The sequence below is a fragment of the Saccharothrix xinjiangensis genome, from assembly GCF_039527585.1.
Lineage (GTDB): Bacteria > Actinomycetota > Actinomycetes > Mycobacteriales > Pseudonocardiaceae > Actinosynnema > Actinosynnema xinjiangensis.
The window spans coordinates 200,959-227,892 of record NZ_BAAAKE010000009.1 but is presented as its reverse complement, the minus strand read 5'-3'; the positions used below and the strand labels follow the sequence as shown (position 1 = coordinate 227,892).

The window sequence follows — 26,934 nt, the reverse complement described above, 5'->3', positions numbered from 1 at the left end:
CCCGGCAAGCGGAAAAAGCCCGCGGGCGGTGTCCGGAGAGGACACCGCCCGCGGGTCGTGCGGCGATCTTCAGTTGTGGCCTGGCGTCAGCTCGTGATCAGAGCGCCGGGTACGCGTTCTGCATGAGCTGCTGGAACTGCGCGGAGAACCAGTGGCCGGACACCGGGGCACCGGCCAGGGCGCCCGAGGGGTTGTTGCCGTTGCGCACGTTGCCACCGTAGGTCGGGTCGCACATGCGGTCGAAGCCCTTGCCCTCGTTGTTCGGGATCTCCGTGCTGGAACCGTCGGACTCACCCGGCGGCTTGATCCAGACGTAGGCGTCGATGCTCGGCTTCGGCGCGGCCTTCGGCCGCTCACCCAGACCGGCGCCGGCCTGGTTGCACCAGTTGCCCTTCTGGGCGCGGCGGTCGATGCGCGACTGGTTGACGTAGTCGTCCACGTTCGTGGAGGTCGACTTGCCGGTGGGCCGGTTGGCGCCGCCCCAGCCGTTGCGCGAGGTGTCGATCAGCATGCCGATGCCGCTGTCGAAGCCCTGCTTGACGAGCTCCTCGCGCATCGCCGTGGCGAAGCCGAGCTCACCGTTGAAGTCGTTCCAGTCGACCCACTTGGCCCTTTCCTTGACGATCTGGCCGCCGACGACGTCCTCGACCTTCCAGTACGGCTCCTCCAGCGCGGAGTAGTTCGCCGTGTTGGTGATGAAGCCGTGGATCTTGTCCTTGGTGGCGCCGTTCTTGCCCAGGAGCGACGCGAACATCTTCGCCGAGGAGTAGAAGTTGTCGTACTCGGGAACGGTGTCGCCCCACCCGATCCAGCCGTGGTGGCCGGAGTCGATGTAGTTGTACACGTTGCCGATCGCGCCCAGCTTGCCGATGGCGTACGAGACGCCCTCCTGGTAGTTGCCGTTCTGCTTCATGATGTCGCAGTTGGGCGTGGCCGTCGCGCGGGGCGAGACGTTGGTGACCAGGTTCGGCAGCGAGTCGATCTCGATGACCGCGACGATGCGGAGCTTGGAGTACTTCGCGTCGCCGACGATGCTCGCGATCTTGTCGATGTAGTCGGTCTTGTACTTGCCGATCTCGTCGGCCTTCAGCTCACCGTTGGACGCCAGCGCGGCGCAGTCGCGGCCGGGCAGGTTGTAGACGACGAACTGGAACACCAGCTGGCCGTCGGAGCGGGCGGCGCGCTGCTTCTCCGCCTCGTCCAGGTGGTCGGCCAGGCCCATCGAGCCGGTCGTGGGCGAGTCGTTGCCCTCGATCGCGCTGGTCCGGTCCATCCACACACCGGTGGGCTGGTTCGCGATCCGCGAGCCACCCGGCTCGGCGGCGGCGCGGGTCGACCACTGCGGGTTGACGTACACGCCGGCGCCCACGTACGGGTTGTCCACGCGCGCACCCGGACCCGGGTTCTGACCGCTCGTGGTCGTCGTGGTCGTGGTGGTCGTCGTCGTGGTGGTGGTCGTCGTCGTCGTGCTCGTGGGACCGCCGACCGAGCCCGTGCACACCGTCCCGTTGAGGCGGAACTGGGTGGGCGCCGGGTTCGAGCCGTTCCACGACCCGTTGAAGCCGGGGGTCACGGTCTGGCCGGTGCCCAGGTTCGGGGACCACGACGAGTTCCGGACCGTCACCCGGCTCCCGGACTGCGAGAACTGGCCGTTCCAGCCCTGCTGGACGGTCTGCCCGGCAGCGAAGTCCCATTCGAGGTTCCAACCGCCGGAGATCGCGTCCCCGAGGTTGGTGACCGTGACGCTGGCGCCGAATCCGCCGGGCCACTGGTTCGTGACTGAATACGCCACCCGGCAACCGGGTGCCGCGTTGGCGGTGGCGGTGCTCGCCACCACCCCGGCCGCGGACAGGGCCGCCACCGAGGTCACTGCCAACGCGCCCGCCACTTTGCGGGAGCGTACGAAAGTACGCAGACTCATGCATCGCCTCCTTGCGAGCAACTCGCCATCTGGGAGCGCTCCCAGCGCATCTTCCGCCACCCGGGATTCGACGCGAGACCGAGGACTGGTGACTGGGAGCGCTCCCAGAAGAACGGTAACGCATGACATGTCCTGTTGACGAGGGGTTGACCTGGAGATAATCCGGGCTTATACCCGTGCGCGAAGCCGACCCGAAAGCCCCTGACCAGCGGTTTTCCCGGATCCATCCGCTATGCAACTTCCTTGCGCAAGAGCTTCGCGGACCCCTTCGGGGGCAAACGGAGCCCCGCACTGTCACCTGTTCAGCCGAATGCCCTCGGTGATCCGGGAGCGGCAAAAACGAATTCATTCGAACGGACCTGGGAACTGTAGCGCTTCAGAAAAATCGTCGAACTACGAATGATCTTGTCGAACATTCGACGATCGCGCCGACTAGTGGCGGCCGGCGCCCTGGTCCGAAAGGACTCGCACCGCCTCGTCCACGGCCGCCAGCCGGGCCCGCCGCACCGCGTCGCCCAGCGGCCGCAGCGCCTCGTCCCGGGCCCGCGTCGCGGTCGCCGACACCGCGCCGCCCGGCGCGTCCGAGGCGGCCACCTCCAGGATCGCGGCGACCTCGGCGGCGCGCTGGAGCACGCGCAGGGACCTCGGCGGCATCCCGGTGGGCCAGGCGAGCTTCTGGTGCTCGGCGGCCAGCGCGGCGATCTCGGCGCGCACGTTGGGCCGGTGCCGGGCCACGTCCAGGGTCACCAGCGCGGTGGCCGCCTCGCGCATGGCCGACGCCAGGCCGTGCTCGGCCTCCCCGATCGGCACGTGCTCGAACGCGGAGGCGGTCGGCAGGTCGAACACCGTCCACCGCAGCACGCCGTCGGCCACCAGCCGGGGCACCAGGCCGACACCCACCTCGGGCAGCACCACGGCCTGGCCGGCCCGCAGCGCGTACTTGCCCAGCGGTCCCTCGTTGCCCAGGCCGCGCACGTCGCCCGGCACCGGCAGCACCAGGCGGGCGGTGGTCGTCGCGGCGCGGCGCAGCGACGCCAGCAGCAGGGCGGGGCCGACCGGGGCCTCGTCGGGGCCGGGCAGGTCGAGCGCGGTCGCGGTGCCGTCGTCGTCGGCGACCACCTCGTGCAGCCCGGCCCAGGAGCCCAGGGCGTCGAGGACGTCGTCCGCCGCGGCGGAACCGTGCAGCCAGGCGGACGTCCAGACGACCAGCGTCGCACTCGCAGTAGACACGCCGGACAAGGGTACGCGCGAGTCGGCGCGGATCAGGCCGCCGGTCCCACGTGTTCCACCAGCAGGGAGCGGAACCTCGCCACCGCGTCCGCGTCGGCGAACGCCCGGCGCGGCACCGCGTACACCGCGGCCGTCCCGGTCCGCAGCACGAAACCGCGCGAGGTCTCCACCCAGCCGGGCAGCTCGGCCCAGTCCAGCTCACTGCGCGCGGCCTCGCCGACCGACATCCGCAGCGAGTGGTCGTCCGCGGTGCCGGTCACCGCCCTGGCCGCCAGCGGGTGGTTGTGGAAGTTCACCGCCGCGCCCACCGGCACCAGCCCGCCGATGACCGCGGCCAGGACCAGCCCGAACACGCCCGCCCACGTCATGCCCAGCACCAGCACGACGACGCCGAGCGCGCCCAGCGCCGCGGCGAACCACGGCGCCCAGCGGTAGAGCGGCACGGAGGTCTTCAGGGCGTCGCTCCAGTCGCCCGCCCTGGGCGACCAGCCGAAGTCCACCGTCACCGCCGGGGCCTCTTCGCGGGCTCGCAGCACAGCGGGGCGCACGGCGCGCCGTTGACCGTGCAGCCGGCCGCCGGGAAGGCCGACAGCTTGCGCGCGGGCGCGCCCTCCAGGTGCTCGGCGACCAGCTCGGCCACCAGGCGCGCGAAGCGCGGGTCCTCGTTCGGGGTCGCCGCGCGGGCGAAGCCCAGGCCCAGCTCGACGGCGCGGTCGCGGGCCTCGGTGTCGAGGTCCCACACGACCTCCAGGTGGTCGCTGACGAACCCGATCGGGCACAGCACCACGTTGGCCGCTCCCCCGGCGTGCAGCGCCTCGACGTGGTCGACGACGTCGGGCTCCAACCAGGGGACCTGCGGCGGGCCGGAGCGCGACTGCCACACCACGTCGTAGTCGGCGACGCCCAGCGCCGAGGCGACCAGCCGGGACGCCTCCGCGACCTGCCGCGAGTAGCGGCGCCCGCCCTCCTCGGGCGGCCCGGCGGCCTCGTCCGCCGACACCGGCACCGAGTGCGCGGTGAACACCAGGCGGTAGTCGTCGCCGAACCCCGCCGCCGCGGCGCGCACGGACTCCGCGAAGGACTCGACGAACAGCGGGTGGTCGAAGAACTGGCGGATCTTGACCAGCTCGGGCGCGTCCTCGACGGCCGCGCGGGCGCGCAGGACGTCCTCGTCGTACTGGCGGCACGCGGAGTAGCCGCCGTAGGCGCTGGTCGGGAACACCAGCGCGCGCCGGACGCCGGCGGCCTTCATCTCGGCGAGGGTGTCCTCGACCATCGGGTGCCAGTTGCGGTTGCCGAAGTACACCGGCAGGTCCACCAGCGCGCGCACGCGCTCGATGGCCGAGCGGTTGAGCGCGTTGATCGGCGACACGCCGCCGAAGTGCTGGTAGTGCTCCTCGACCTCGTCCAACCGCTCGGGCGGGACGCCGCGGCCGCGGGTCACGTTCTCCAGGAAGGGGCGGACGTCGTCGGGCCCTTCCGGTCCGCCGAAGGACAGCCAGAGCAGCGCGTCGTAACTCACCCGGACATCCTCGCGCCGAGCCCGGGAGGGCGCACAACCGGGTCGGCGTGACCGTTCGCACGCCGACCCGGCCGGGTGAACCCGGTTACAGCCCGAGGAAGTGCACGCCGCCGTCGACGAACACCATGGAGCCGGTGGTGGCGGGCAGCCAGTCGGACAGCAGGCCGCACACCGACTTCGCGACCGGCGTCGGGTCGTCGACGTCCCAGCCCAGCGGGGCCCGGTCGGCCCACATCGACTCCAGGTCGGCGAAGCCGGGGATCGACTTGGCGGCCATGGTGCGCACCGGGCCCGCCGAGACGAGGTTGACCCGGATGCCCCGCGGGCCCAGGTCGCGCGCCAGGTAGCGGTTGATCGACTCGAACGCCGCCTTGGCCGGGCCCATCCAGTTGTAGGCGGGCCACACCTGGCGGGCGTCGAAGTCGAGGCCGACGATCGACGAGCCGCGGCCCAGCAGCGGCAGGGTGGCCTGCGCCAGCGCCTTGTAGGAGTACGCCGAGACGTGCACGGCCTTGGCCACGTCCTCCCACGGCGCGTCCATGAACGGCGCGCCCAGGCACGACGGCGGGGCGTAGCCGATGGCGTGCACCACGCCGTCGAGGCCGTCGACGTGCTCGCGGACGCGGTCGGCGAGCGAGTCCAGGTGCCCCTGGTCCTGGACGTCGAGCTCGATCACCGGCGCGGGCGCGGGCAGGCGCTTGGCGATCCGCTCCACCAGGCTCAGCCGGCCGAAGCCGGTGAGCACGACCTGGGCGCCCTGCTCCTGGGCGGCCCTGGCCACGTGGAAGGCGATCGACGCGTCGGTGATCACCCCGGTGACCAGCAGCCGCTTGCCTTCGAGCAGTCCCGTCACGGGTTCTTCCTCCGAAAAGTGTTGTGCTGGGGACGAGAGGGGTGCGGGGGGTTCAGTGGCCCATGCCGATGCCGCCGTCGACCGGCAGCACCGCGCCGGTGATGTAGGCGGCGGCGTCGGAGGCCAGGAACGTGACGGCGGCCGCGATCTCCTCGGTCGTGCCGTACCGGCCCGCGGGCACCTGGGCGAGGATCTGCTGCTTGCGGTCGTCGGGCAGGGCGTCGGTCATGTCCGTGGCGACGAAACCGGGCGCGACGACGTTCGCGGTGATGTTGCGGGAGCCCAGCTCGCGCGCGATCGAGCGGGCCACGCCGACCAGGCCCGCCTTGCTGGCCGCGTAGTTGACCTGGCCCGCGCCGCCCATGAGGCCGACCACGGAGGAGATGAACACGATCCGGCCGTAGCGCTTGCGCAACATGCCCCTGGACGCGCGCTTGGCCACCCGGAACGCGCCGGTGAGGTTGGCGTCGAGGACGCGGGTGAACTGCTCGTCGCTCATCCGCAGCAGCAGGGTGTCGTCGGTGATGCCGGCGTTGGCCACGACCACCTCGACCGGGCCGTGCGCGGCCTCCACCTCGGTGAACGCGGCGTCGACCTCGTCGGCGACGGTCACGTCGCACTTGACGCCGAACAGCCCCTCGGGCGCGCCGGAGCCGCGGTGGGTCACCGCGACCTTGTCGCCCTGGGCGGCGAACGCCCTGGCGATCGCCAGGCCGATGCCCCGGTTGCCGCCGGTGACCAGTACGGACCTCGACACGCTTGCTCCCATCGCCGCAGGTTGGTGCGCCGCGAGGCTATCTGCTACCCCCGGGTACGCCATCACCGGCCGGAGGGGGATCACAATTCGCCACGTGACCGGTTTCGTCGAACGCCTGCGGGCCGAGGTGGACGGCGACGTGCTCGCCGACGCCGCGAGCCGCGCGCTGTACTCCACCGACGCCTCGAACTACCGCCACGTGCCGCTGGTCGTGGTGCGGCCGCGCTCGGTGGACGCGGTGGTGGCCGCGGTGGGCGTGGCGGCCGAGCACGGCGTGCCGGTCACCAACCGGGGCGCGGGCACCTCGGTCGCGGGCAACGCCGCGGGCGAGGGCGTGGTGCTCGACTTCTCCCGCCATCTCGACCGGGTGATCTCGGTTGACCCGGTCGAGCGACTGGCGGTGGTGCAGCCCGGCGTGGTGCTGGACCGCCTCAACGACGCCGCACGGCCGCACGGCCTGGTGTTCGGCCCGGACCCGTCGACCCGCTCGCGCTGCACGCTCGGCGGCATGATCGGCAACGACGCGTGCGGCGCGCACTCGGTGGCCTGGGGCAAGACCAGCGACAACGTGCGGGCGCTCGACGTGCTGCTGGCCGACGGCCGGCGGTTCGACACGCGCACCCCGCCGCCGCTGGACCTGCCGGAGGTCGACCCGGCCTGGTTCCCGGCGCTGGACCGGCGCGTGTCGGGCTACCGGCTGGACGCGCTGCCGGACCTGACCAGGGCGCTGGTCGGCACGGAGGGCACCTGCGCGACGGTGCTGGGCGCGGTGGTCGGGCTGGTGGGCGCGCCGGAGCGGCGGGTGCTGGCGGTGCTCGGGTTCGACGGCCCGTACGACGCCGCCGACCTCGCGCCGGGGCTGCGCGAGCTGGACGTGCTGACCGTCGAGGGCCTGAACGCGGAGCTGGCGCGGTCGGCCGGGAACGCGCTGCCGCTGCTGCCGCGCGGCGAGAGCTGGCTGTTCGTGGAGACCGCCGACGAGGCGGTGGCGCACCGGGCCGCCGCGCTCGCGCCGCACTCCGCGGTGGTGACCGACCCGGCGCGGCAGCGCGCCCTGTGGCGGGTGCGGGAGGACGGCGCCGGGCTGGCCACCCGGATGGCCGACGGCGGCGAGGCGTGGTCGGGGTGGGAGGACGCGGCCGTGCCGCCCGAGCGGCTCGGCGCCTACCTGCGGGACTTCGACGCGCTGCTGGGCAGGCACGGCAGGCGGGGCGTCACCTACGGCCACTACGGGGAGGGCTGCCTGCACGTGCGGATCGACTTCGACCTGGCGCGCGGGCACCGGTCGTTCCTGGAGGACGCGGCCGACCTGGTGGTGGCGCACGGCGGGTCGCTGTCCGGCGAGCACGGCGACGGGCAGGCGCGGTCGGAGCTGCTGCCCCGGATGTACCCGCCGGCGGCCATCGCCGCGTTCCGGCGGTTCAAGGCGGCGTTCGACCCGGGCGGGCTGATGAACCCCGGTCGGGTCGTCGACCCGCTCAAGGTGGACGACGACCTGCGCGTGGTGGTCGCGCCGCCGGTCATCCCGACCCGGGCGGAGCTGGCGCTGCGCGCCGACGGCGGCGACCTGGCGGCGGCGTCGCGGCGGTGCGTCGGCGTGGGCAAGTGCCTGAACACGAGCGGCGGGGTGATGTGCCCGAGCTACCGGGTGACGCGGGAGGAGAAGCACTCCACGCGCGGCCGGGCGCGGCTGCTGTTCGAGCTGCTGGGCGGTCAGGTGGTGCGCGACGGGTGGCGCTCGGCGGAGGTGCGGGACGCGCTGGACCTGTGCCTGGGCTGCAAGGGGTGCAAGCGGGACTGCCCGGTGGACGTGGACATGGCCGCGTACAAGGCGGAGTTCCTGCACCACCACTACCGGCGGCGGGTGCGGCCCGCGGCGCACTACTCGATGGGCTGGCTGCCGCTGTGGCTGCGGCTGCGCCTGGTGAACCGGGTCTCCGCGCGGTTCGCCCGGTTCGCCGGGGTCGCGCCGGAGCGGCCGCTGCCCGTGCCGGTGCGGTCGTTCCAGTCGCGGTTCGCCTCGTCGGGCGACGGCGAGCCGGTGCTGCTGTTCCCGGACACGTTCACCAACCACTTCGAGCCGGGCGTCGGCCTCGACGCGGCGGCCGTGCTGCGGCACGCGGGCCAGGCGGTCGAGGTGCCCCGCGCGGCGGTCTGCTGCGGGCTGACCTGGTTCTCCACCGGTCAGCTCGGCGTGGCGCGGCGGGTGCTGCGGCGCACCGCGCGGGTGCTGCGGCCGTGGACGTCGGCGGGCGTGCCGGTGGTCGGGCTGGAGCCGAGCTGCACGGCGTTCCTGCGCGCGGACGCGCTGGAGCTGGCCGGCGACGACCCGGACGTGGCGCGGCTGGCCGGCGCCGTGCGGACGTTCGCCGAGCACGTCGCGCCGCTGCTGGAGCGGCAGCCGGGCGCGGGCGGCGCGGCGGGGCGCGCGGTGGTGCAGCCGCACTGCCACCAGTACGCCGAGGCGGGCCTGGACGCGGACCGGGAGCTGCTGGCCAAGGCCGGGGTGGGCGCGTCGGTGCTGGAGGGCTGCTGCGGCCTGGCCGGCAACTTCGGCTTCGAGCGCGGCCACCACGAGGTGTCGATGGCGGTCGGCGAGCTGGCGCTGTTCCCGGCCGTGCGGGCGGCCGGGGACGCGCCGGTCGTGGCGGACGGCTTCAGCTGCCGCACCCAGGTCCGGCACGGGACGGGCGCCGAACCGGTGCACACGGCGACCCTGCTGCGGCGGCGGCTGGGCCTCTAGGGCCGCCGGGTCTCCTCCGTGATCCAGGCCAGGTAGTCGGTGTTGCCGCCGAGCACGGGCAGCGCCACCACCTCGGGCACGTCGTAGGGGTGGTTGGCCTTGACGAACTCGGTCAGCTCGTCGACCCGGTCGTAGGCGGTCTTGATCCAGACCTGCCACTCCCGGTCGTCCCGGACCTCGCCGTCCCACCGGTAGACGCTCCGGACCGGGCCGCCGACCTGGGCGCACGCCGCGAGGCGCGCCTCCACGACGGCCCGCGCCAGCACGTCGGCCGCCTCGGCGCTGCCGGTGGTGGTGATGACCACGACGTGGTTGTCGTTCACCGGTCGGAGCCCAGCCGCGCGAACGGCAGGTCGGCGGCCCACGGCGCGGCCAGCTCGAACTGCCGGGCGAGGCGCAGCAGCAGCTCCTCGCCCCCCAGGCGACCGACGAACTGCACGCCCATGGGCAGGCCGGCGGCGGTGCGGTGCAGCGGCAGGCTGATCGCCGGGCGGCCGGTGAGGTTCGCCAGCTGCGTGTACGGCACCCACCGCAGGTTCCGCTCCACGACCTGGTCCACCATGCCGACGTGCCGGAGCAGGCCGGTGGCCCTGCTGCGCAGCAGGGCCGCGGCCAGGGCGCGCAGCGGTGCGGGCGTGGCCAGGGAGCCGACCCGGATCGGCGGTTCGCCCAGGGTGGGCGTCAGCAGCAGGTCGTGGCGCTCGTGGAAGGCGGCGAGGGCGGCGACGTGGTCGCGGCGGCGCTCGTCGGCGGCCTGGAGCTCGACCGCGCCGAGGGACCTGCCGAGCGCGGCCATGAGCAGGGTGTCCTGCTCGAAGCCGCCGTCGCCCGCGCCGGTCAGCCGCTTGACCCGGGCGACCTCCAGCGCCTGGTGCACGAACCAGATGACCAGGAAGTCCCGGCCGAGCTGCCGGTCGTCGTGCGGCGGGTCGACCTCCTCGACGTGGTGCCCCATGTCGGTGAGCAGGGCGGCGGCGCGCTCGACCGCGCGGACGGCCTCGGGGTGGGGGTGCTCGCGCAGGGCGCAGCGGGTGGTGAAGCCGACGCGCAGCGGCCCCGGGGCCTCGTCGAGCCGGGCGAGGAACGAGCGGTCCGGCAGGGCCGGGGCGAACGGGCTCATCGCGTCGGGGCCGGCGAGCGCGTCGAGCATGGCGGCGGTGTCGCGGACCGTGCGGGAGACGACGCCGTGGGTGGCCAGGCCGTTGAGCGGTTCGCTCTCCTCCGGGCCGTGCGGCACCAGGCCCCGGCCGGGTTTGAGCCCGACCAGGCCGGTGCAGGCGGCCGGGATGCGGATGGAGCCGCCGCCGTCGCTCGCCGCGGCCACCGGGACGATGCCCGCGGCCACGGCCGCCGCCGCCCCGCCGGACGAGCCGCCGGGGGTGCGGTCGGGGTCCCAGGGGTTGCGCGCCGCGCCGAACAGCTCCGGCTCGGTGACGCCCTTGGAGCCGAACTCGGGGGTGTTCGTCTTGCCGAAGACGACGACGCCGGCGTCGAGCCAGCGCCGCACGACCGTGCTCGTGCGCGTGGCGGTCCGGCCGGCGAGGGCGCGGGAACCGGCCGACGTCGGGGTGCCCGCCAGGTCCTGGTGGAGGTCCTTGAGCAGGAACGGGACGCCCGCGAAGGGACCGGTCGGCTCCTGCCCGGCCCGGTGGTCGACCTGGTGGTCGGCGTGGTCGTCGAGCCAGGTGACGAGGGCGTTGACGCGCGGGTTCACCGCACGCGCCCGGTCCCGGGCGGCCGCGAGCAGCTCCGCCGCGGTCACCTCGCCGGCGGCGACCAGGCCGCCCAGCCCCAGCCCGTCGTGCTCCAGGTAGTCGCGCTCGTCCAACCGTCGTCTCCTCGTCCCGGGCCGCGTGGTCCGGACATGGTCACCCGCCGTCCGGTGGGCGCCGAGCCCGGGGTGGCTTGACCCCGGTCCGCTTGTTCCGCAAAACTGGTTTGCATCACAAACTCGATTGCACACCACACCGAGGGGGACCGATGGCGGAGCCGAGCGCCGCGGGGTTGCTGGACGAGCTGAGCAGGCTCCGGAAGCGGGCCAGGATCGCCCGGCGCGGGCACTGGCTGCCGGTGGTCGTCATCGGCCTGCTGACCCTGGGGGCCGTTCCGTTCTACCGACCGGTCGAGCAGCAGTGCCCGCCCGGGGAGCGGAGCTGCGCGGTCCTCGACCACGGCACGTCCTTCACCGTGCCCGGCCTGGGCCGCGTCGACCCGCTGGGCGTCTTCAACGCCGGGAACTTCTTCCAGCTCGCCAATCCCCTGGCGCTCGGCGCCTACTGGGTGCTGGCCCTGCTGACCGGCCTGGTGGTCACGGTGTGGTGGTACCGCCGGCGCGCGGAGGTCGCCGGGCTGGAGACCTCGACCAGCGCCTACGTCCGGGTCACGCTCGGCGGTTTCGCGGTCGTGCTCGGCATCGCGCTCGTCGGCGGGCTGCTGCCGGCGGAGGTGCGCCGGCACCTGCGCCACGACATCAAGGTGGAGATGGTCGAGGCGGCGGTCTTCCTGGCCCTGCCGGTGGTGCTCGCGATCCTGTCCGAGCGGGACTTCGCGCGCACCCGCTGGTACCGGGCCGCGGTGGTCGCCGGCTTCGTGGCGACCTCGGTGCTCGGCGCCGTGGCGGTGACCAAGACCGGCGGGCTGATGCTGTTCGCCGCGGGGCTGCTCGTGCTGGCGTGGCTGGAGCGCAGCCCGTGGTGCGCGCTGGTCGCCCTCGGGTACGCCGGGTTCACGCTGCTGGCCAACGCGTCCACCATGGGGCAGGTGTTCTGGGACCTGGGCTGGCGGCCGGACAGCCGGGTGGACGTGCTGTTCTCCGCCAAGGACGTCCTGTTCCCCGGCTGCGTCGCGGTCGTCGGCGGGCTCGTCGCCCTGGCACTCAGTAGGGTGCGCCGGTGAGCGAACACCCCACCGCGGCCCTGGACGACGTGGTCCACCAGCGACACCGGCTGGGCGTCCTCACCATCGCGAGCGAGGCGAAGCGGGTCGAGTTCGGGTACCTCAGGACCACCCTGGAGCTGACCGCGGGCAACCTGTCCCGGCACATCAGCGTGCTGGAGGACGCCGGCCTGCTGGAGGTGGAGAAGGGCTACGAGGGCAAGCGCCCGCGCACCTGGGTGACCATCACCGCGGCCGGCCGCAAGGCGCTGGCCCGCGAGATGGACGCCCTGCGCGCCCTGCTGGAGCGCCACGACGAGCGGTGACCGGGGCCGTCCGGGGCGGGCGTCGCGACGCCCGCCCCGGACCGGGCGGCGAACGGGGTCGGGCGCCCCTCACCCGGCCCACGCCGACTCGACCCGCTCACCCGGCCGCACCCGCACCACCTCACGCCGCCCACCGTGCCGGAGCACCACCTCGCGCACGGCCGGGCCGCTCACCGCCGTGGCCGACCTGCTCACCGCCACGGACGTCGGCGAGCCGCCGCTCCAGCGCAGGTCGACCACCAGCCCCCCGCGCACCCGCAGCCCGGTCACGCTCCCGGCCGGCCACGACGGGGGCAGCGCGGGCAGCAGCTCCACCTCCCCGGTGTGCCCCTGGACCAGCATCTCGGCCACCGCGGCGGGCACGCCGAGCGAACCGTCCACCTGGAACGGGTTCGCCGCGACCAGGTTGGGGCAGCGCGGCATGGCCGCGATCAGCGCCGCCGCCCGCCCGCCCTCGCCCAACCTGGCCCACAGCGCCGCCTTCCACGCGTACGACCAGCCCGGCCCCTCGTCGCCCCGGTCCTCCAGCGACCGCCGGGCCGCCTCCGCCTCGGGGGAGCCCCGCCGGATCCGCGTGCCCGGGTACAGGCCGACCAGGTGCGACACGTGGCGGTGCCGCGGCTCGGTCTCCGGGACCTCCCGCGCCCACTCCAGCAGCCGCCCGCGCGACCCGACCGGCAGCGGCGGCAGGCGGTCCAGCAGGGAGGTGTCCACCGGCAGGCCCAGCACCCCGCCCGCCTCGCGCAGCCGCGTGAACAGCTCCCACACCAGCGTCAGGTCCATCGTCGACCCGACGCCCACCGCCACCTCGTTGCCCGACGGGCTCTCGTAGTGGTTCTCCGGCGACGTGGAGGGCGCGGTGGTGGGCACGCCCTCGTGCTCGAACACCCAGGACCGGCAGAACTCGGCCGCGCCCAGCAGCACCGGCCACGCCCGCTCGCGCAGCCACGCCACGTCACCGGTGAAGGCGAAGTGCTCCCACAGGTGCAGCGCCAGCCACACGCCGCCCATCGGCCAGTTCGCCCAGGCCGGGTCGCCCTGCACCGGCGTGGCCAGGAACCACGGGTCGGTGTTGTGGTGCGCGCACCAGCCGTCCGCGCCGTACAGCGACCGCGCCACCTCCGCGCCGGACCGCGCCAGGCCCTCGACGAACTCCAGCAGCGGTTCGTGGCACTCGGGCAGCCCGGTCGGCTCGGCCGCCCAGTAGTTCATCTGCGTGTTGATGTTGACGGTGTAGTTCGACCGCCACGGCGGCTCCGGGTACGGGTTCCACACGCCCTGGAGGTTCGCGGGCAGCGTGCCCGGCCGGGACGAGGCGATGAGCAGGTACCGGCCGTACTGGAACAGCAGCGCGGCGAACGCCGGGTCGTCGGCGCGCCACGTGTCGGTCGGCCCGTCCGGCGCGGGGCCGAGGTCCAGCGCCACCCGGTCGAACAGCGCCCGGTGGTCGGCCGCGGCCCGTTCGCGGAACACCTCCCACGCGGGCGGGTCGGCCAGGCCGACGTGGAACACCACCGCGCCCGGCTCGTCAACGCGGACGAGCGGCACGGGCGCGTCCAGCGACGCGGTCACCCCGGGCGCGCCCTCCACCCGCACGGCCAGCGAGTGGTGCTCGGCGGAGCACACCGCCTCCTGCCGCACGCCGTTCCCGTAGTCCACGGCGGCGACGCCCGTGCCCAGGTCCAGGGACCGCGAGTAGCCCTCGGCGGGCGTCAACCCGTGCAGCCGCAACGTGCCCAGCGGCTGGTACACCCCGGTGTCCGGGCCCTGCACCGACCTCAGCAGCACCTCGGCCCGCTCCGGGTCGCCCGCCAGCACGGCCTCCCGCGCCGCCAGGACCTCCGCCACGCCGTCCACCGGCCGCGCCGGGCCGCCCAGCCACACGCGGTCGTCGTTGAGGTCGAACGCGCCGGTGCCCCGGCACATCGCGCCGAACCGGCCGCTGCCCAGCGGCAGGGCCTCCTCCCACCGCTCAGCCGGCCTGCGGAACCAGAGCCGCGACACCGAACCTCCCCAGGGTCGTCGAACCGGACACCCCGGCGCCGGTCAGCAGGTCGACGTGGGCGCCCGGCACGTCGACCGACACCTCGTCGACGCCGTGGTTGACCAGGAACAGCACGTCACCGCGCCGCACCACCTCCACGCCGCGCGGCCGGTCGGGCGCGGGCTCGACACCGGCCTCCGCCAGCACGCGCGCGAACAGCCGCACCGCCGCGCCCTCCTCGGGCCGGGTGGCCACGTACCACGCCGCGCCCGCGCCGTGCCGGTGGCGCAGCACCACCGGCGTGCCGTCGTCGAGCGCGGCCACCACCTCGGCGCCCTCGACGAGCAGGTCGTCGCGCCAGAAGTCGGCGGTGAACCCGCCCAGCTCCGCCGACGAGCAGGCGAGCACGTCGTCCGGGCCGAGCGGCACCACCTCCTCGACGCGCAGCCCCAGCAGCTCCCGCAGCGGCCCGGGGTAACCGCCCGGGAACACCTGGTCGCGCTCGTCCACCACCCCGGAGAAGAACCCCACCACCACCGTGCCGCCGCCCGCGACGAACGACCGCAGCGGCTCGGGGTCGCGCACCAGGTACAGGTTCGGCACGACCACCAGCCGGTAGGCCGCCAGGTCGGCCGGCGAGGCCGTGGCGGGCACGAAGTCGACGGTCGCGCCCAGCTCGAACAGCGGCCGGTAGCAGTCGCGGACCCGGTCGAGCAGGGCGAAGTCGCCGGACGGGTGCGCGTCCAGCTCGACCGCCCACCAGTTCTCCCAGTCCAGCACCACGGCCACGTCCGCGACCACGGGCGCGCCCGCCACCGGGGCCAGCGCCGCCAGGTCCGCGCCCAGCGCCTCGACCTCCCGGAACACCCGGCTGTCCGGGCCCGCGTGGGGCACCATCCCGGAGTGGAACTTCTCCGCGCCGCCGCGCGAGGCGCGCCACTGGAAGAAGCACACCGCGTCCGCGCCGCGCGCCACCGCCTGCACGGACTGGGCGCGCAGCTGGCCGGCCGGTTTGGGCGGGTTGCGCCGCCGCCAGTTGACCGCGCCGGCGGCCTGCTCCATGAGCAGCCACGGCCCGCGCTTGAGCGAGCGCATCAGGTCGAAGCTCAGCGCGCTGAGCACGTGCGACTCCGGGTCGGCCGGGTCGGGGTACCAGTCGTGCGAGACCACGTCCTCGTGCGCGGCCAGCGCCCAGCCGTCCACGACCGGGTGCAGGCCCATGAAGTTGGTGGTCACGGGCACGTCCGGGGTGATGCGGCGCAGCACGTCCCGCTCGGCCAGGAAGGACTCGACCAGGGTGTCGGAGCAGAACCGGGCGAAGTCGAGCCGCTGGCCGGGGTTGATCAGGTAGGGCGCGCGGCGGGGCGGGATCACCTCGTCCCACGAGCCGTAGCGCTGGCTCCAGAACACCGTGTGCCAGGCCTCGTTCAGCTCGTCCAGGGTGCCGTGCCGGGCGCGCAGCCAGCGCCGGAAGTGCGCGGCGGTGGTGTCGCAGTGGCACACCTGGCCCAGCTCGTTGCCCACGTGCCACAGCTTGAGCGCCGGGTGGTCGGCGTAGCGCCGGGCCAGGTCGGTGACCAGGGCCAGCGCGTGCTCCCGGTACACCGGTGAGGAGGGGCAGAACTGGTTGCGCGAGCCGTAGGCGAGCCGGTGGCCGTCGAAGTCCACCGGCAGCGTCTCCGGGAACCGGTGCCCCAGCCACGGCGGCGGCGACGCGGTGGGCGTGGCCAGGAAGACCTCGATCCCGCCGGCGTGCAGCAGGTCGAGCACCCGGTCCAGCCAGCCGAAGTCCCGCTCGCCCGGCCGCGGCTCGATGCGGGCCCAGGAGAACACGCCGACGGTCGCGGTGTTCACGCCCGCCCGGCGCATCAGCTCGACGTCCTCGGCCCACACCTCCTCCGGCCACTGCTCCGGGTTGTAGTCGCCGCCGTACCGCAGCGCCCTCGTCCGCGGCGCGGTCATCCCTTGATCGCCCCCACGATCACTCCCTTGGTGAAGTGCTTCTGCACGAACGGGTAGACGGCCAGCACCGGCACCACCGCGATCACCACCACGGCCATCTTCACCGCGAGCGTGGCGACCAGGCCGCCGGTGCCGTCCAGGGTGGAGTCGGCCGGGCTGGCGCCCGGGATCGGCTGGCCCTGGAGCACGTAGGCGCGCAGCACCAGCTGGAGCGGCCACTTGTCGGTGGAGTTGAGGTACAGGAAGGCGTTGAAGAAGGCGTTCCAGTAGCCGACCGCGTAGAACAGCGAGATCACGGCGGTGACGCCCTTGGACAGCGGCAGCACGATCCGGGTGAGCACGCGGAAGTCGTTGGCGCCGTCGATGCGGGCGCTGTCCACCAGGTCCTGGGGGATGTTCATGAAGAACGACCGCAGGACCACCAGGTTGAACGCCGCCACCGCGCCGGGCAGGACCAGGGCGGCGTAGGTGTCCAGCAGGCCCAGGGACTGCACGAGCAGGTAGGTCGGGATCAGGCCGGGGCCGAACAGGAACGTCAGCAGCACCGCGAACAGCAGGGGCCGGTGCGCGAACGAGCCGGGTCGGGACAGGCCGTAGGCCGCCAGCAGCGTCACGATCGTGCTGAACAGGGTGCCGACGACGGTGATGCCGGTGCTGACCAGCACCGAGCGGGTCACGGTGCCGCCGGAGAGCAGTTCGGCGTAGGCGGCGAGGGTGATCCCGTCGGGGACCACCACCAGCCCGCCCGCCCTGGTGATCGCGGCGGAGGTCGAGACGCTGGTGAGCACCACGACCCACAGCGGGAACAGCACGGCCAGCAGCACCACGCCGACCAGCACGCCCTTGGCCGCCTGGCCGAGGCGCGTGGGCTGCTCCTCCCAGGCCGGGCGGGTGGGACGGGTCGGGCGGGAAGGGGTTCGCACGGTGGTCACCGGGAGTACACCCCCTGCTCGCCCGCCAGGTGCGCGACCTTGTTGGCCGCCAGCACCAGGGCCAGCCCGACCAGGCCCTTGACCAGGCCCGCGGCCGCCGCGTAGGCGAAGTCGGAGTTGACCACGCCGGTGAAGTACACGTAGGTGTCCAGCACCTCGGCCGTGGCCGCGCCGACCGCGTCGCGCTGGAGCAGGAACTGCTCGAAGCCCACCGTCAGCGCCTCGCCGAGGCGCAGGATCAGCAGCAGCACCACCACCGGGATCAGCGCGGGCAGCGTCACGTGCCACAGCCGCCGCCACCGGCCCGCGCCGTCCACCGCCGCCGCCTCGTACAACGAGGTGTCGACGGTCGACAGGGCGGCCAGGAACACGATCGCGCCCCACCCGGCGTCCTTCCACACCGACTGCGCGGTGACCAGCACCAGGAACAGGTCCGGGTCGGTCATCACGTCGACCGGCGAGAACCCGTGCGAGCGCAGGAACTGGTTGAGCACGCCCGCCCCGCCGATCATCTGCTGGAACAGCGTGATCACCAGCACCCAGGAGAAGAAGTGCGGCAGGTACACCACGCCCTGCACGAGCATCCGCAGCCGCGGGCTCAGCAGGCTGTGCACCAGCAGCGCCAGCCCGATCGGCACCGGGAAGTAGAACACCAGCTGGAACGCGGTGATGGTCAGCGTGTTGACCGTGGCGTCCCAGAAACCCGGGTCGGTGAGGATGCGCTCGAAGTTGGTGAACCCGATCCACGGGCTGCCCGCGATCCCCACGTAGGGCGAGTAGTCCTGGAACGCCACCACGTTGCCCAGCAGCGGCACGTAGTGGAACACCGCCAGCAGCAGGATCGCCGGCGCCACCATCACCAGCAGCACCCAGTCCCGCCGCAGCCGCCGCACCCACCGGGGGCTCCGGTTCGGGGGCGCCGGGCGGCCCGCCGCGGGGGCGGGCCGCGCCAACAGGTCAGCGCCCGGCATCGGACAGCGCCTTGTCGTAGAACTCGCGCAGCTCGTCACCACCGGCCTTGCGCCAGTCCTCGGCGAGCTTGCCGACCTGGTCGACGGGCGTGCGGCCGCGCAGGATGTCGTTGGTGCGGTCCTCGAACTGCTTGGGCAGCTTGGAGTGCTCGGCGGGCTCCTCGATGCGCAGGCCGAACGTGGGCGGCTTGATTTGGTGCTCGTAGGCGTCGGAGAGCCAGCCGTGCAGCGACTCGACGTAGTCCGGGTACTGGGTCTCCACGATGGCGTCCGGCGGGCCGGACAGGAAGCCGTAGGTGAGGGTGATCTCCTTGCGGCCCAGCTCGTTGAGGTCGGGCGAACCGCTCGCGTCGCGGGCGCTGTGCTTCCCCTCGGTGCCGTAGCGCAGCAGGAAGTGCTCCTCGGTGCCGATGGGCGCGGCGGCGAAGTTCGCCACCCCCAGCAGCTCGCGCACCCGGTCGTCGGGGACGTCCTTGCGGATCAGGGTGACCATGGCGGTGGGCGGGCTCACCGGGTAGCCCGGCTTGCCGCCGTCGTGCGCGAACAGCGGCATCGCCTCCATGCCGAAGCCGGGGTTGGTGGGCCGCTGCTGGGCCAGCGCCTCGCGCCACGCGCCCAGGCCGTCCTGGTAGATCAGCATCTGGCCGCCCGCGAACAGCTCCTTGAGCCGGGTGGTGGTGCCCGCGACCAGGTCGGGGTGCACGTAGCCCGCCTCGTAGAGGCCCCGGGTGAACTTGACCGCCTCGGTGTACGCCTCGGTCTCGATGACGTTGACCACCTTGCCGGAGGGGTCGCGGCTCCAGTCGCCCGGGCTGCCGAACATCCGGACCACGGAGCGGAACACGTCGCCGACGGCCCACCGGTTGTTCGCCGGGTCGTTGATCTCCTTGCACAGCGCGGCGAACTCGTCGGCGCTCTTGGGCGGCTCCACGCCGAGCTGCTCGAACAGGTCGCTGCGGTAGAACAGGGCTTCGGGGAACAGCTTGTCCGGGAACGGCACGCCGTACAGGCGTCCACCGTAGACGCACGCGTTCCACGCGTCGGTGGGGATGTTCGCCAGCAGCGGGTAGTCCTTGACCTTGTCGCCGGCGAGGAAGTCGGTCAGGTCGCGGAACACCTCGCCGACGCCCTCGCTGAACCGGGGCGGGATGGTGAACGTCGGCATGACGGTCAGCTCGGGCACCTGCTTGGCCGCCATGAGCGCGGCCAGCTTCGCCGCGTAGTCGCTGCCCTGCACCAGGTCGAACTTCACCACGCCGCCGAGGCGCTCGTTGACCACGTCGTAGTAGGAGTTCTCGCCCAGGCCCGGCGGCACGGGCCAGAACGCGGGCGTCATCGCGGTGACCTCGCCGCCCTTGAGCGGCTTGTCCTTCACCGCGGCGACCAGCTCGCGGGGGAACGAGAGGTAGCCGGGCGCGGAGCCGCCGACGCCGGGCAGGTCCGGCTTGGCGAACTCGACCGGCACGTGCGCCGGCAGCACCCGGGACAGCGCGTCGGCGTCGAGCGCCGAACCGGTGTGCTGCTGCGCCGACGAGCCGCAGCCCACGACGACCGTGCCGCCGACGGCCGCCGTGAGGGAGAAGAAGCCCCTGCGGTTGAGAATCATGAACGCCCCTTAGCGTCGAATCCAGGGAGTCGCGCGCCTTCGCGCGTGAAGAGGGGGGTGCGGTCGAGGGGTGCGTCGACCGGGAGGGTCTGACCGCCTTCGTGGAGCGCGCCGGTCGCGGTGTCGGTCCACCGCGCGCCGGACGGGAGGTGGACCTCGCGGGATCGCCGGCCGAGCCGGTGGACCGGGGCGACGAGGAGGTCCGGGCCGAACGGGAACCGGTCGGGCGTCGGGAGGGGCGGGCCCAGCTCGGTGACGAGGACCAGGCCGGGCCGGCGCCGCCCCGACCCGAACGGCCACCCGCAGGCGCGGGAGTTCCGGGCGGTGCGGTGGCAGCCGTCGCCGTTCGCGGTGGACGACCGCGCGCCGGGCACGTCGTCGCGCACGCCGGCCAGGCCGACGCGGACGCGGACCGGGTCCGGCCCCCACGCCCCCGCGCGCGCCACCCGGTGGCCGTCGCACCGCCCGAACCCGCCGCCGACCTCGCGCGAGCCCATCCGGAACACCTCCCTGACATCGAAGCGCTTCGAAATCGCGCCACCACCCATGAGCGGGCCTCGCCCGCGGGATCAGCGCGTGGTGCTCGCCCGCTCGGTCAACCGGGGCGGGAGCAGCGTCAGCGGCGGCGTGGGCGCGCGGTCGAGCTTGGCCATCAGCAGCGCCACCGCGTGGTGGCCCAGCTGCTCGGCGGGCACCGCCACCGAGGTCAGCGGCGGGTTCATCCGCCCGGCCAGGTCGTCCGGGCAGATCGCGACCACGGCCACGTCCTCGGGCACCTTGCGGCCCAGCTCGCGCAGCACCTCCACCACCGACGGCAACGCGGCCTCGTTGTGCACGACCAGGCCCGTCACCGCCGAGTGCCGGTCGAGCAGGCCCCTGATGGCCTGCCGCACCGACTCGTGGTCCGGCTCGGTGGGCAGGGTCGTCGAGGCGACGCCCCGGCGCATGGCCGCCGCGCTGAACCCGGCCATGGTGCGGTGGGCGAACCCGGTGTCGCGCTGGTAGACCGCGCGCGGCGCGCCCACCAGCGCCACGTAGGAGTGACCCAGGTCGGCCAGGTGGTCGACGCACCGCGCGCCCGCCTCGGCGAAGTCCAGGTCCACGCAGGTCAGGCCCGCCGCGTCGGCCGGGAAGCCGATGAGCACCGAGGGCCGGTCCAGCTCCCGCAGCACCGGCACGCGCTCGTCGTGCATCTCCACGTCCATCACCAGCAGCCCGTCGACCTGGGCGCTGCCCGCGACCCGGCGCAGGCCCGCCGCGCCCTGGTCGGCGGTCACCAGCAGCACGTCGTGCTCGTGCCGGCGGGCCGCGTTGGCCACCGCGACCACGAACTGCATCATCACCGGCATGTTCATGCCCTCGCGCACCGGCAGCACCAGCGCCAGCACGTTGGCGCGGTTGCTGGCCAGCGACCGGGCGCCCGCGTGCGGGTGGTAGCCCAGCGCCCGGACGCTCGCCTCGACCCTGGCCTTGGTGGCCGAGGAGATCGAGCGCCGTCCCGTCAGCGCGTACGACACCGTGCTGGGCGCGACACCCGCGTGCCGCGCGACATCGGCGATGGTGACCACGTCAACGCACCTCCCGCACCCGAACGCCCGCCGCCTGCGCGGTGAGCAGCAACGACGCGCCGTCGAACGAGACCCGGAGCCCCGGCGGCGCGGCCCGGTCGCCGGGGACGACGTCGTGGAAGGCGATCCACGCGCCCTCCCGGGTGAACACCACCTCGTCGTCCACCAGCCGCACGCCGTCGCAGTCGTCGAAGTCCACCGCGGGCAGCACGCCCGAGCGCGGCCCGATCCGCTCGCCCGGCACGTCCACCACCAGCCGGGCCCGGACCTCCCGCGACGAGGAGCCGGCCAGCAGCTCGTACCGACCGGCCTCCACCACGCGCCGCCCGGAGACGACGTCCCAGTGCCACAGGTGCTCCACCGGCAGCTCGACGGTCGCGGTCTCCCCCGGCTCCAGGAACACCCGGCGGAACGACTGGAGCCGGCGCAGCGGCTGCCGCACCCGCGTACCCGTCGCGGCCGAGTACAGCTGCACGACCTCGGCGCCCGCCACCGCGCCGGTGTTGGTCACCGACACCGTCGCCACGCCGTCGGCGTGGCCCAGCTCCGAGTACTCGAAGGTCGTGTAGGACAGGCCGTGGCCGAACGGGAACAGCGGCTCGCCGTCGAAGTACAGGTACGTGCCGCCCGCGCGGATGATGTCGTAGTCGAGGATGTCGGGCAGGTCGTCGTCGGACCGGTACCAGGTCTGGGGCAGCCGCCCGGACGGGGAGAACTCCCCGAACAGCGCCTCCGCGACCGCGCGGCCCTGCTCCTGCCCGCCGTGCGCGGTCCACACGATCGCCGGCAGCCGCTCCTCCTCGCCGCCCAGCGCGTACGGGTAGCTGCTCACCAGCACCAGCGCGGTCCTCGGGTTGGCCTCCCGCACCGCCCGGACCAGGTCGAGCGACGGCAGGCGCAGCGTGGTGCGGTCCTGGGTCTCGCGGCCGTTGACGTGCGGGTCGTTGCCCAGCACCAGCACGACGGTGTCGGCCCGCGCCGCCAGCGCCGCCGCCCCGGCCGCGCCGTCGGCCACCAGCTCGACCGCGAACGGCCCGGTGTCCGTGCCCTGGACCTTGTTGCGCAGCACCACGTCGTCGCCCTCGGGGCGGGGTTCGAACAGCTCGCGCACGTCCCACCCGCCCGGCGTGGTCGCCGTCGCGACCAGCGAACCGTCCTCGGCCACCCCCAGGTAGCGCCGGGACGCCACGTCGCGCAGCGCCCACACCCCGTCGCCCCAGTCGAAGCGGTCGAACAGCTCCCGCCCGCCCAGGCCGACCACGCCGCCGCGCACGCCCAGGTACCGGCCGTCCGGCGCGCGCAGCGCGATCCGGTCGACGCCCTCGTGGTGGGTGACGGAGGCGAACCGCTCCAGTCCCCTCCGGACGGTCACCCGGTAGGGCAGGGTGCCGCTGTACCAGTCCTCGAACAGCGCGTCCGCGTGCGTGCCGATCACCGCCAGCTCCGCGCCCCGCTCCAGCGGCAGGAAGGAGTCGTTGCGCAGCAGCACCACCGCCCGCCGCGCCGCCTCCAGCGCCAGCTCGCCGTGGGTGCCGACCACCTCCGGGCCGATCGACGCGTACGGGTTGTCCCCCGGCGGGTCGAACTCGCCCAGCCGGAACCGCAGCGCCAGCACGTTGCCCACCGCCCGGTCCACGGCCGACCGGTCGAGCAGGCCCTCCGCGAGGGCCTTCGTGACGCTCTCGATGACCAGCGCCGGGTCCGCGTCCTGGTCGGTGAAGCTGTCCACACCGGCCCGCAGCAACGCCGCGTGCCCCTCGACCTGGTCGGGCAGGTAGCCCTGCACGCCGGCCACGTTCGACGGCGCGTAGGCGTCGCTGACGACCGCCACCCCGACCGGGGCCCACCCGCGCAGCTCGCCCTCGATCAACGGGCTCAGGTGCGCGGGCCGCCCGTTGACGAGGTTGTACGACGGCATGACGGCCACCGCCGCACCCGCCTCGATCGGCCCGCGGAAGCACGGCAGCTCGTACTCGTGCAACACCCGCGGCCGCAGGTCCGACGAGGTGACGCAGCGGTCGTCCTCGTTGTTGTAGCCCAGGAAGTGCTTCAACGTCGGCGCGGTGCGCAGGTACCGCGGGTGGTCGCCGCGCAGGCCGGACGCGTACGCCGTGCCCATCGCCGCGGTCAGCACCGGGTCCTCGGCGTACCCCTCCTCGTTGCGGCCCCACCTCGGGTCGCGCAACGGGTTCACCACCGGGGCCCACACGTTCAGGCCGTGCGCCACCGGGTCGCGCCGGTGGAAGCCGCGCGCCTCCACGCCGGTCGCCTCGCCGACCCGCCGCACCAGCTCCACGTCCCACGACGCGCCCAGCCCGACCGCCTGCGGGAACACCGTCGCCGGCCCCAGCCACGCCACGCCGTGCAGCGCCTCGGTGCCCGTGCGGAACTCGGCGAGGTCCAGGCGCGGCACGGCGGGCTGCCGCTGGTGCAGCATCGCCACCTTCTCCTCGTCGGTCAACCGCCCCAACAGGTCGGAAACCCTGGCTTCGAGCGACAGCGCCGGATCGCGGAACGGCAGGCCCACGGCACACCTCTCGTGCTGGTCGAATTCCTCGAATACCCAGCTCTCTGAATCGAATCGTTTCGATTCACGTCCCTGAACTTCCCAGGTCGTGAGATCGAACGGGGATGCCCAAAAATGTGGCACAGGTCTCTGACCCGCGTCAACACCGAAGTTTCGCGAATGTTTCGTTCGACGGGTTCGAATCGAACGCGTTCGACATGAAAGGAAACGCCGAACACCCCCTTCACCTCGTCGTGAAGGGGGTGTCGGCGACCTTCGGGATTAACTACCCGAACAGCTCCACGTGCAGCTGGAACGCCGTGGCGATCTCAGCCTGCGCCCAGAACCGGTGGTAGGTGAAGGTCGGCGCGGGGCCGCCGTCCAGGTAGGCCTGGACCTTGGGCCAGTCGGCGTCCTGCTTGAACATCGACCGGATGTCGACGAACGAGACGCCCTGCTTGATCTGGTCGCCGTTGGGCATGGTGCCCGTCCAGCCCGACGGCACGTACGGACCCTCGCGGTTCGACGTGTTGTACACGTCGTCGAAGCGGTTGTAGTCCGCGCGCGTCTCCGGCACCGCGATGCCCTTGTCGTCCTGGTGCTCCAGCAGCGCGTTGAGCAGACCCTCGCCCACGGTCCGGGCCTGGGCGTTGCCCGACTCGGCCGCGTAGTTCAGCAGGGTCTTCGCGTAGGACGCGGCGATGCCGACGTCCTGGCTGTGGTTGAGCACCCGGACCCGCAGGTTCGCGTTGGCACCGGGGTTGGAGGCGTTCCAGGTGTCCGGGGCGCCGGTCCACTCCAGGTCGGACGGGATCTGGAAGTTCCCGCCGGTGCCGACCGTGGTGTTCGCGATGGCCCAGGGGACCCACTTGTCGAGGATCTTCTTGGCCGCGGCGTTGCCGGTCATCTCGTACAGCGCGGCGGTGCGCTCCATCTGCCACGCCTGGAAGCCGAACCAGCGGTTCGACGGCGGGTCGCGCCACACGGGGTGGGCGTCGTAGTACATGCCGTAGAACGTCGGCGTGCCCGCCGGCGGGGCCGCGTACTGGCCCTCCCAGCTGTTCGTGACACCGCCGGCGATGCCGCCGTCGGCGGCCTGGAGCCACTGGAGCAGCTCCAGCTGGCGGGTCATCGACGTGGCCCAGTCCTGCTGGCCGGTGGCCGACTTCGGCTTCAGGGCCGGGACCTGCGACAGCGCGTACGCCGCCAGCGGGTTCTGGTAGCCCTGGTGCGACGCGCCGTCACCGATGCGCCACGCCCAGCCGGCCGACGTGTCCGTCGCGCCGCCCCACGCGTAGTACCAGGACATCAGGTAGTGCGCGCTGTCCTTGCCGGTGCCGCCCGGGCAGGAGGTGCTGTTGCAGTTGCCGACCTTCTTGAAGTACTTGTCGAACATCGCGTACCGCAGGTAGTCGCCCATCTTGGCGGCCTTGTCGACCTCCGGCTTGATCTCGGAGGCCTTGCCCTGCTCGGTCGCCCACTCCTGGGCCAGCAGCGCCACCTGCACCGCGCGCGCGTCGGCGTCCGGGGCGTTGGTGTACTTCCACTGCTTGGCGTACTGGGCGTCCTTGGTGAACAGGTCGAGGAAGCCGTTGGGGCCACCGTGCGCGAAGGTGTCGCAGGACGGCTGCGGGATGGTCTCCCACACCGACTCGGACGAGCCGCGCTGGTAGGTGTTGATGTACGCGGGCGCCGCGTCCGACTCGTCGCCGCACCGGCCGAAGCCGTAGGTGTTGTCGACGTCGATCAGCCAGTGCATGCCGTAGATGTCGTCGCTGCCGTAGGCCGACTTCAGCTCGGCCGCGATCGGGTCACGACCCACCGGGACGTTGGCGTCCAGCTGCGACGGGTACTGGTCCATCCGCGGGTGCTCCGGCGCGTAGGTCGCCGGCTTGGACGGGTCGTACTTGTTGTTCGTCGGCTGGTCGGCGGTCGACGGGATGATGTACTTCTCCATCGACGCCCAGGCCTTCTTGAACGAAGACCAGTCCTCGGTGATCCGGGCGTAGCTGGCCTCCAGCCACAGGTAGTAGCTGAACGCCTCGGACGTGGTCTGGTGACCGTGGTCCGGCGCCTCGACCATCAGCGTCTCGATCGAGTGGTACGGCACCTTCAGGCCGTCGCTGAAGGTCCGGAAGTAACCGCTCGCCGGGTCGTGGATCTTGGCGTACTGGTCGAGGAAGGCCTGCTCGAAGTTCGAGGCGGACCCGTCGATCTCCTTCACCTCGACCGTGGCCGGGGTGATGCCGGTGGAGCTGGCGGTGAACGTCGCCGTGCCGGGCTCGCCGCCGTTGTCCGCCGAGGTGACCGTGACGTTCTGCTTGGTCGCCCAGTTGCCCGGCGTGAAGGTCAGCGACGCCGGGCCCGCGGTCAGGTCGGTGCTGCCGCCCGAGCGCGCGACCGCCACCGTGACGTTGCCCGCCGGCGCGGTGGCCAGCGAGACGCCGAAGGTGCCGGTGGAGCCCTGCCGGACGCTCAGCGACGGCGGGTTGACCTGGATGGCCTGACCGGCCAGCACCCGGATGCCCGCGATGCTGGAGTTGGTCACGCCGCCCTTGTCGTCGGTGGCCCGCGCGGTGATGGCGCGCTCGCCGACGGTCGCGCCGCTCCAGGAGCCGGAGTAAGGCGACGAGGTGTCGGTCGCGACGACCACGCCGTCGGCCAGGAAGTCGACCTTGGCGATCGTGCCGTCGCTGTCGCTCGCGGTGGCCGCCAGCGGGATGGCCTGGCCGACCTGGAACGTCTGGCCGGCCGTCGGCGAGTTCAGCGTCACGCTGGGCGCCGTGTTGGGGCCGGTGCACCGCGTGCCGTTGATCGCGAAGTCGGTCGGGGCGTTGTTGGCCCCGGTCCACTGGCCGTTGAAGCCGACCGACACCTGGGCGTTGGCGCCCAGGTTGGGCGACCAGCTCGGCCCGGTGACGGTGACCACGCTGCCGCTCTGGCTGAACGTGCCGTTCCAGCCCTGCTGCACGCGCTGGCCGTCGGGGAAGGTCCACGTGAGCCGCCAGTTGTTGACGGCGTCACCCTGGTTGCGGATGTTCACGCTGGCGCCGAAGCCACCGGGCCACTGGTTGGTCACCTGGTAGTTGACCGTGCACGCGACGGCGGCGTTCGCGACCGGCGCCACGAACGGCATGACTCCCGCGGCTGTGGCCGCCGCGGCGATCAACGCGAGCGGT

Annotated in this window: 20 protein-coding genes; 3 read left to right on the top strand and 17 right to left on the bottom strand. The window is 73.3% G+C overall.

The features are described 5' to 3' along the window. Positions 1-97: 97 nt before the first annotated feature. From ABD223_RS20940 to fabG, 6 genes are all read right to left on the bottom strand, one after another. Positions 98-1,921 carry a glycoside hydrolase family 6 protein gene (locus ABD223_RS20940; protein ID WP_344038022.1) on the bottom strand — a complete coding sequence of 608 codons (1,824 nt, stop codon included), beginning with the start codon at positions 1,919-1,921 and terminating at the stop codon, positions 98-100. Between the two features lie 432 nt (positions 1,922-2,353). Next, on the bottom strand, positions 2,354-3,151 hold the full coding sequence (locus ABD223_RS20935; protein ID WP_344038021.1) for a hypothetical protein: 798 nt from the start codon (positions 3,149-3,151) through the stop codon (positions 2,354-2,356). A gap of 32 nt (positions 3,152-3,183) precedes the next feature. Next, positions 3,184-3,657, bottom strand: coding sequence for a YcxB family protein (locus tag ABD223_RS20930; protein ID WP_344038020.1), 474 nt, complete (start codon positions 3,655-3,657; stop codon positions 3,184-3,186). Then, the gene (locus ABD223_RS20925) at positions 3,654-4,673 is read right to left on the bottom strand and encodes a ferrochelatase (protein ID WP_344038018.1); all 1,020 of its coding nucleotides are present in this window, start codon (positions 4,671-4,673) and stop codon (positions 3,654-3,656) included. The genes ABD223_RS20930 and ABD223_RS20925 overlap by 4 nt, the downstream gene beginning before the upstream one ends. An 85-nt stretch (positions 4,674-4,758) precedes the next feature. Beyond that, a complete protein-coding gene (gene fabI, locus ABD223_RS20920) occupies positions 4,759-5,526 on the bottom strand; it encodes an enoyl-ACP reductase FabI (protein WP_344038017.1) in 768 nt (255 codons plus the stop codon). A 52-nt stretch (positions 5,527-5,578) separates the two neighbouring features. Next, positions 5,579-6,283, bottom strand: a complete 705-nt coding sequence (gene fabG / locus ABD223_RS20915) for a 3-oxoacyl-[acyl-carrier-protein] reductase (protein ID WP_344038016.1) — start codon at positions 6,281-6,283, stop codon at positions 5,579-5,581. A gap of 94 nt (positions 6,284-6,377) precedes the next feature. On the opposite strand from fabG, the gene ABD223_RS20910 reads away from it, so the two are divergent. Next, positions 6,378-9,026 carry an FAD-binding and (Fe-S)-binding domain-containing protein gene (locus tag ABD223_RS20910; protein WP_344038015.1) on the top strand — a complete coding sequence of 883 codons (2,649 nt, stop codon included), beginning with the start codon at positions 6,378-6,380 and terminating at the stop codon, positions 9,024-9,026. Here the strand turns inward: ABD223_RS20910 and cutA are convergent. Beyond that, the gene (cutA, locus tag ABD223_RS20905) at positions 9,023-9,349 is read right to left on the bottom strand and encodes a divalent-cation tolerance protein CutA (protein WP_344038014.1); all 327 of its coding nucleotides are present in this window, start codon (positions 9,347-9,349) and stop codon (positions 9,023-9,025) included. The two genes, ABD223_RS20910 and cutA, sit on opposite strands and share 4 nt — an antisense overlap. Further along, the gene (locus tag ABD223_RS20900) at positions 9,346-10,854 is read right to left on the bottom strand and encodes an amidase (protein WP_344038013.1); all 1,509 of its coding nucleotides are present in this window, start codon (positions 10,852-10,854) and stop codon (positions 9,346-9,348) included. The genes cutA and ABD223_RS20900 overlap by 4 nt, the downstream gene beginning before the upstream one ends. 152 nt (positions 10,855-11,006) lie before the next feature. Here ABD223_RS20900 and ABD223_RS20895 point away from each other — a divergent pair, with 152 nt between their 5' ends. Further along, a complete protein-coding gene (locus tag ABD223_RS20895; RefSeq protein WP_344038011.1) occupies positions 11,007-11,921 on the top strand; it encodes a hypothetical protein in 915 nt (304 codons plus the stop codon). After that, positions 11,918-12,226: a winged helix-turn-helix domain-containing protein gene (locus ABD223_RS20890; protein ID WP_344038010.1), complete on the top strand. Its 309-nt coding sequence runs from the start codon at positions 11,918-11,920 to the stop codon at positions 12,224-12,226. Before ABD223_RS20895 ends, ABD223_RS20890 begins: the two co-directional genes overlap by 4 nt. 69 nt (positions 12,227-12,295) lie before the next feature. Here ABD223_RS20890 and ABD223_RS20885 read toward each other — a convergent pair whose 3' ends face one another. From ABD223_RS20885 to ABD223_RS20845, 9 genes are all read right to left on the bottom strand, one after another. Further along, a complete protein-coding gene (locus ABD223_RS20885; protein ID WP_344038009.1) occupies positions 12,296-14,230 on the bottom strand; it encodes a glycosyl hydrolase family 95 catalytic domain-containing protein in 1,935 nt (644 codons plus the stop codon). Beyond that, a complete protein-coding gene (locus tag ABD223_RS20880; protein WP_344038008.1) occupies positions 14,199-16,172 on the bottom strand; it encodes a beta-galactosidase in 1,974 nt (657 codons plus the stop codon). Before ABD223_RS20880 ends, ABD223_RS20885 begins: the two co-directional genes overlap by 32 nt. Continuing rightward, positions 16,169-17,104 carry a carbohydrate ABC transporter permease gene (locus tag ABD223_RS20875; protein WP_344038007.1) on the bottom strand — a complete coding sequence of 312 codons (936 nt, stop codon included), beginning with the start codon at positions 17,102-17,104 and terminating at the stop codon, positions 16,169-16,171. Before ABD223_RS20875 ends, ABD223_RS20880 begins: the two co-directional genes overlap by 4 nt. Beyond that, entirely contained in the window at positions 17,101-18,075 is a 975-nt protein-coding gene (locus ABD223_RS20870; protein WP_344038006.1) for an ABC transporter permease, read from the bottom strand. The genes ABD223_RS20875 and ABD223_RS20870 overlap by 4 nt, the downstream gene beginning before the upstream one ends. Next, positions 18,062-19,681, bottom strand: a complete 1,620-nt coding sequence (locus tag ABD223_RS20865; RefSeq protein WP_344038005.1) for an extracellular solute-binding protein — start codon at positions 19,679-19,681, stop codon at positions 18,062-18,064. Before ABD223_RS20865 ends, ABD223_RS20870 begins: the two co-directional genes overlap by 14 nt. Next, complete coding sequence (locus ABD223_RS20860; RefSeq protein WP_344038004.1) at positions 19,678-20,178, bottom strand: hypothetical protein; 501 nt, start codon at positions 20,176-20,178, stop codon at positions 19,678-19,680. Before ABD223_RS20860 ends, ABD223_RS20865 begins: the two co-directional genes overlap by 4 nt. A 72-nt stretch (positions 20,179-20,250) precedes the next feature. After that, positions 20,251-21,249: a LacI family DNA-binding transcriptional regulator gene (locus ABD223_RS20855; RefSeq protein ID WP_344038003.1), complete on the bottom strand. Its 999-nt coding sequence runs from the start codon at positions 21,247-21,249 to the stop codon at positions 20,251-20,253. Position 21,250: 1 nt separating this feature from the next. Then, a complete protein-coding gene (locus ABD223_RS20850) occupies positions 21,251-23,776 on the bottom strand; it encodes a beta-glucosidase family protein (RefSeq protein WP_344038002.1) in 2,526 nt (841 codons plus the stop codon). 265 nt (positions 23,777-24,041) lie between these two features. Beyond that, positions 24,042-26,891, bottom strand: a complete 2,850-nt coding sequence (locus ABD223_RS20845; protein WP_344038000.1) for a glycoside hydrolase family 48 protein — start codon at positions 26,889-26,891, stop codon at positions 24,042-24,044. Positions 26,892-26,934: the final 43 nt, after the last annotated feature.